Annotated in this window: 5 protein-coding genes; all 5 read left to right on the forward strand. The window is 70.4% G+C overall.

Annotated elements, in window-relative coordinates; translation table 11 throughout:
• Positions 1-88 precede the first annotated feature (88 nt).
• Positions 89-1,252, forward strand: a complete 1,164-nt coding sequence (gene ssuD, locus AC27IQ_RS20050) for an FMNH2-dependent alkanesulfonate monooxygenase (RefSeq protein WP_284399997.1) — start codon at positions 89-91, stop codon at positions 1,250-1,252.
• 15 nt (positions 1,253-1,267) lie between these two features.
• Positions 1,268-1,642, forward strand: coding sequence for a VOC family protein (locus tag AC27IQ_RS20055; protein WP_284399990.1), 375 nt, complete (start codon positions 1,268-1,270; stop codon positions 1,640-1,642).
• The gene (gene ssuC / locus AC27IQ_RS20060) at positions 1,639-2,502 is read left to right on the forward strand and encodes an aliphatic sulfonate ABC transporter permease SsuC (protein WP_284414452.1); all 864 of its coding nucleotides are present in this window, start codon (positions 1,639-1,641) and stop codon (positions 2,500-2,502) included. Before AC27IQ_RS20055 ends, ssuC begins: the two co-directional genes overlap by 4 nt.
• A 41-nt stretch (positions 2,503-2,543) precedes the next feature.
• The gene (locus AC27IQ_RS20065; RefSeq protein ID WP_487090538.1) at positions 2,544-3,521 is read left to right on the forward strand and encodes an aliphatic sulfonate ABC transporter substrate-binding protein; all 978 of its coding nucleotides are present in this window, start codon (positions 2,544-2,546) and stop codon (positions 3,519-3,521) included.
• Positions 3,522-3,525: 4 nt separating this feature from the next.
• Positions 3,526-3,909, forward strand: a 384-nt coding sequence (locus AC27IQ_RS20070; RefSeq protein ID WP_487090539.1) for an ATP-binding cassette domain-containing protein, incomplete at its 3' end; no start/stop codon positions are given.

Below are 3,909 nucleotides of genomic sequence, written 5' to 3' on the forward strand. Positions count from 1 at the left end.
GGCACCCCCGGGCTGCGCGCCGGCGCCGGGCCGTGGCGCGGGCGCCATTTTTTCGCCATTTCCTACTGAACGACGACGAGGTCATCGCATGCAAGTGTTCTGGTTCATTCCCACCCATGGCGACAGCCGCTATCTGGGCACCACCGAAGGCGCGCGCCAGCTCAGCCACGACTACGTGAAGCAGGTGGCCGTCGCGGCCGACAGCCTGGGCTACGAAGGCGTGCTCATTCCCACCGGGCGCTCGTGCGAAGACCCGTGGGTGGTGGCGTCCAGCCTGGTGGCGGTGACGCGCCGCCTCAAGTTCCTGGTGGCCGTGCGGCCGGGCCTGCACCAGCCCAGCCTGGCCGCGCGCATGGCGGCCACGTTCGACCGGCTCTCGGGCGGGCGGCTGCTGATCAACCTGGTGACGGGCGGCGACCAGGTCGAGCTGGAAGGCGACGGCGTGTTCCTCGACCATGCGGCGCGCTACGAGCAGTCGGCCGAGTTCATCCGCATCTGGCGCGAGATCCTCACGCGCAGCCACGACGGCGGCACCTTCGATTACGAGGGCAAGCACCTCTCGGTCAAGGGCGCCAAGCTGCTGTTCCCGCCGCTGCAAAAGCCGTATCCGCCGGTGTACTTCGGCGGCTCCTCGGCCGCCGCGCACGACTTGGCGGCCGAACAGGTGGAGGCCTACCTGACCTGGGGCGAGCCACCCGCCGAAGTGGCCAAGAAAGTGGCTGATGTGCGCGAGAAGGCCGCGCGGCTGGGCCGCACGGTGAAGTTCGGCATCCGCCTGCACGTGATCGTGCGCGAGACCGATGCCGAGGCCTGGGCCGCGGCCGAGAGCCTCATCAGCCGCGTGAAGGACGAAACCGTGGTGCAGGCCCAGGCCGTGTTCGCGCGCATGGACTCCGAGGGGCAGCGCCGCATGGCCGCTCTGCATGCGGGCGGGGCCAAGCGCTCCCGGGCCGACCTGGAGATCAGCCCCAACCTGTGGGCCGGCGTGGGCCTGGTGCGCGGCGGCGCGGGCACGGCCCTGGTGGGCGATCCGCAGACCGTGGCTGACCGCATCAAGGAGTACGCCGCCTTGGGGATCGACACCTTCGTCATGTCGGGCTACCCGCACCTCGAAGAGGCGTACCGCTTTGCCGAGCTGGTGTTTCCGCTGCTGCCGCTGGCGTTGCAGGAAAAGCTCGCGGGCGGCGCGCCCGGCGGGCCATTCGGCGAGGTCGTGGGCAACCAGTACGCGCCGCGCGCGTCGCAAAGCTGAGCGGCGGGGCAGACCATGGCGATCCATTCCATCAACCATGTGCAACTGGCCTTTCCGGCGGGCGCCGAGGGCCAGATCCGCAACTTCTACAGCACGCTGCTGGGGCTGCCGGAATTGATCCACCCCATCGGCAGCACCCTGCGCTTTGCCGCGGGGGCGCAGCGCATCGAGCTGGTGCCCACCGAACGCTGGCAGCCGGCGCCTGCCGTGTCCCACCTGGCGTTCGAGGTGGAGAACCTGCCCGAGCTGCGCGGGCGGCTGCTGCAGGCCGAGCTGCCGCTGGTGGAGAACCGGGCGCTGCCCGGCTACCTGCGCTTTTATGTGAAGGACCCGGCGGGCAACCAGCTGGAGTTCCTCGAACCCGACAACGAACCGAGGTACGACGCATGACCGATACGGTACGAGAGCTGCAGGTCTCGCCCCTGCCCGAGTCGCCCGAAGGCCCGGCGGGCGCCTTGCCTGCGCCGCTGGTGCAGCTGGCGGCCGCCGTATGGCGCCGCCTGCTGCCCTGGCTGGTGCCGGTCGCGCTGATCGCGCTTTGGCAGGTGGCGTCCGCCCTGGGGTGGCTGTCCACCCGCGTGCTGCCGGCGCCGCTGGACGTGGTCAAGGCCGCGTGGACGCTCACCGAATCGGGCGAGCTGTGGACCCATGTGAAGGTGAGCGCCAGCCGTGCCCTGGCGGGCCTGGCGATCGGCGGCGGCCTGGGGCTGGTGCTGGGGCTGCTCACCGGCTCGCTGCGCCTGGCCGAGACGCTGCTCGACTCCACCATCCAGATGGTGCGCAACATCCCGGCGCTGGCGCTCATTCCGCTGGTGATCCTGTGGTTCGGCATCGACGAGTCGGCCAAGCTGTTCCTCATCAGCGTGTCGGTGTTCTTTCCGATCTACCTGAACACCTTCCACGGCATCCGCAACGTGGACCCGGGCCTGATCGAGATGGGCCGAACCTACGGCCTGTCGCGCTGGCAGCTGTACCGCGAAATCATCCTGCCCGGCGCGCTGTCGTCCATTCTGGTGGGCCTGCGCTTTTCGCTGGGGCTGATGTGGGTGATCCTGATCGTGGCCGAGACGATTTCGGCCCAGGCCGGCATCGGCTACCTGACCATGAACGCCCGCGAGTTCCTGCAGACCGACATCGTGCTGGTGGGCATCCTGCTGTACGCACTGCTCGGCAAGCTGGCCGACGTGTTCGCCCGCGGGCTGGAGCACTGGTGGCTGCGCTGGCACCCCGGCTACCAGGCCAAGTCCTGAACCCGTCCGCCGTGCGCTCGACCGAAAGAAAGAAACCGCCCATGACCTTTTCCCATTCCCCCAATCGCCGCACGGTGCTGGCGGCGCTGGCCGCCACGGCCACGCTGGGCGGCACCGGGCTGGCCGCTGCACAAGGCGCTGCGCCGTCCGTGGTGCGCATCGGCTACCAGAAGTCGTCCACGCTGACCGCGTTGCTGAAAGTGCAGGGCACGCTGGAAAAGCAGCTCGCGCCGCTGGGCGTGCAGCCCGTGTGGCACGAGTTCACCAGCGGCCTGCCGCTGCTGGAGGCGCTCAACCTCGACAACCTGGACTTCAGCGCCGACGTGGCCGACACCGTGCCGGTGTTCGCCCAGGCCGCCGGGGCCCGCGTGACCTTCGTGGCACAGGAGGCACCGTCGCCCACGGCCCAGGCCATCCTGGTGCGGGCGGACTCGCCGCTCAAGACCGTGGCCGAGCTCAAGGGCAAGAAGGTCGGCTTCGCCAAGGCGGCGGGTGCGCACTACCTGCTGATCGCCGCGCTGGAGAAAGCCGGCCTGTCGTTCAAGGACATCGAGCCGGCCTACATCACGCCCGCCGACGGCCGGGCCGCCTTCGAGCGCGGCGCCATCGATGCCTGGGTGGTGTGGGACCCGTTCCTCGCGGCCGCGCGGCAGCAGTCTGGCGCCCGGGTGCTGGCCGACGGCACGGGGCTGGCGTCGTACCAGCGCTACTACCTGGCCAGCACCCGGTTCGCCCAGGCGCGGCCCGACGTGCTGCGCACCCTGTATGCCGAACTGGAAAAGGCCGGCCGCTGGACCAAGGCCTACCCCAGGGAGGCCGCCGCGCTGCTGGCCCCCGTGTGGGGCCTGGATGCGGCCGTCATCGAGCAGGCCAACGGGCGCCGCAGCTATTCCGTGCGGCCCGTGGTGCCCGAAGGACTGGCCGAGCAGCAGCGCATCGCCGATGCCTTCTTTGCCGAGAAGCTGATCCCGCGCCGGGTGGATGCCCTGGCCGTTCCCCTGTTCAAGCCCGGAGCCTGACCCCATGCCTGACGCCCGACCTTCCTCTTCTGCATCCCCCGCCGGCGGCGTGCGCCTGCAGGCTCGCGGCCTGTCCAAGCGCTACGGCCAGCGTGAGGTGCTGCGCAACGCGCAGCTGGAAATCGAACCCGGCGAATTCATCGCCATCGTGGGCCGCAGCGGCTGCGGCAAGAGCACCTTGCTGCGGCTGGTGGCCGGGCTGGAGGCCGCCAGCAGCGGCACGCTCACCACCGACGGCCAAGCCGTGGCCGGCCTGCACGGCGACACGCGCATCATGTTCCAGGAAGCCCGGCTGCTGCCCTGGCGCCGGGTGCTCGACAACGTGACGATCGGCCTGCCCAAGGCCGCGCAGGCGCGGGGCCGCGAGGTGCTGGCGCAGGTGGGCCTG

It is taken from the genome of Acidovorax sp. KPB24-07 (assembly GCF_057543315.1).

Bases quoted from the DNA above. Each gene is read 5' to 3' on its own strand.
- AC27IQ_RS20065 (WP_487090538.1), top strand. From the start codon at position 2,544: ATGACCTTTTCCCATTCCCCCAATCGCCGCACGGTGCTGGCGGCGCTG.
- ssuC (WP_284414452.1), top strand. From the start codon at position 1,639: ATGACCGATACGGTACGAGAGCTGCAGGTCTCGCCCCTGCCCGAGTCG.
- AC27IQ_RS20055 (WP_284399990.1), top strand. From the start codon at position 1,268: ATGGCGATCCATTCCATCAACCATGTGCAACTGGCCTTTCCGGCGGGC.
- ssuD (WP_284399997.1), top strand. From the start codon at position 89: ATGCAAGTGTTCTGGTTCATTCCCACCCATGGCGACAGCCGCTATCTG.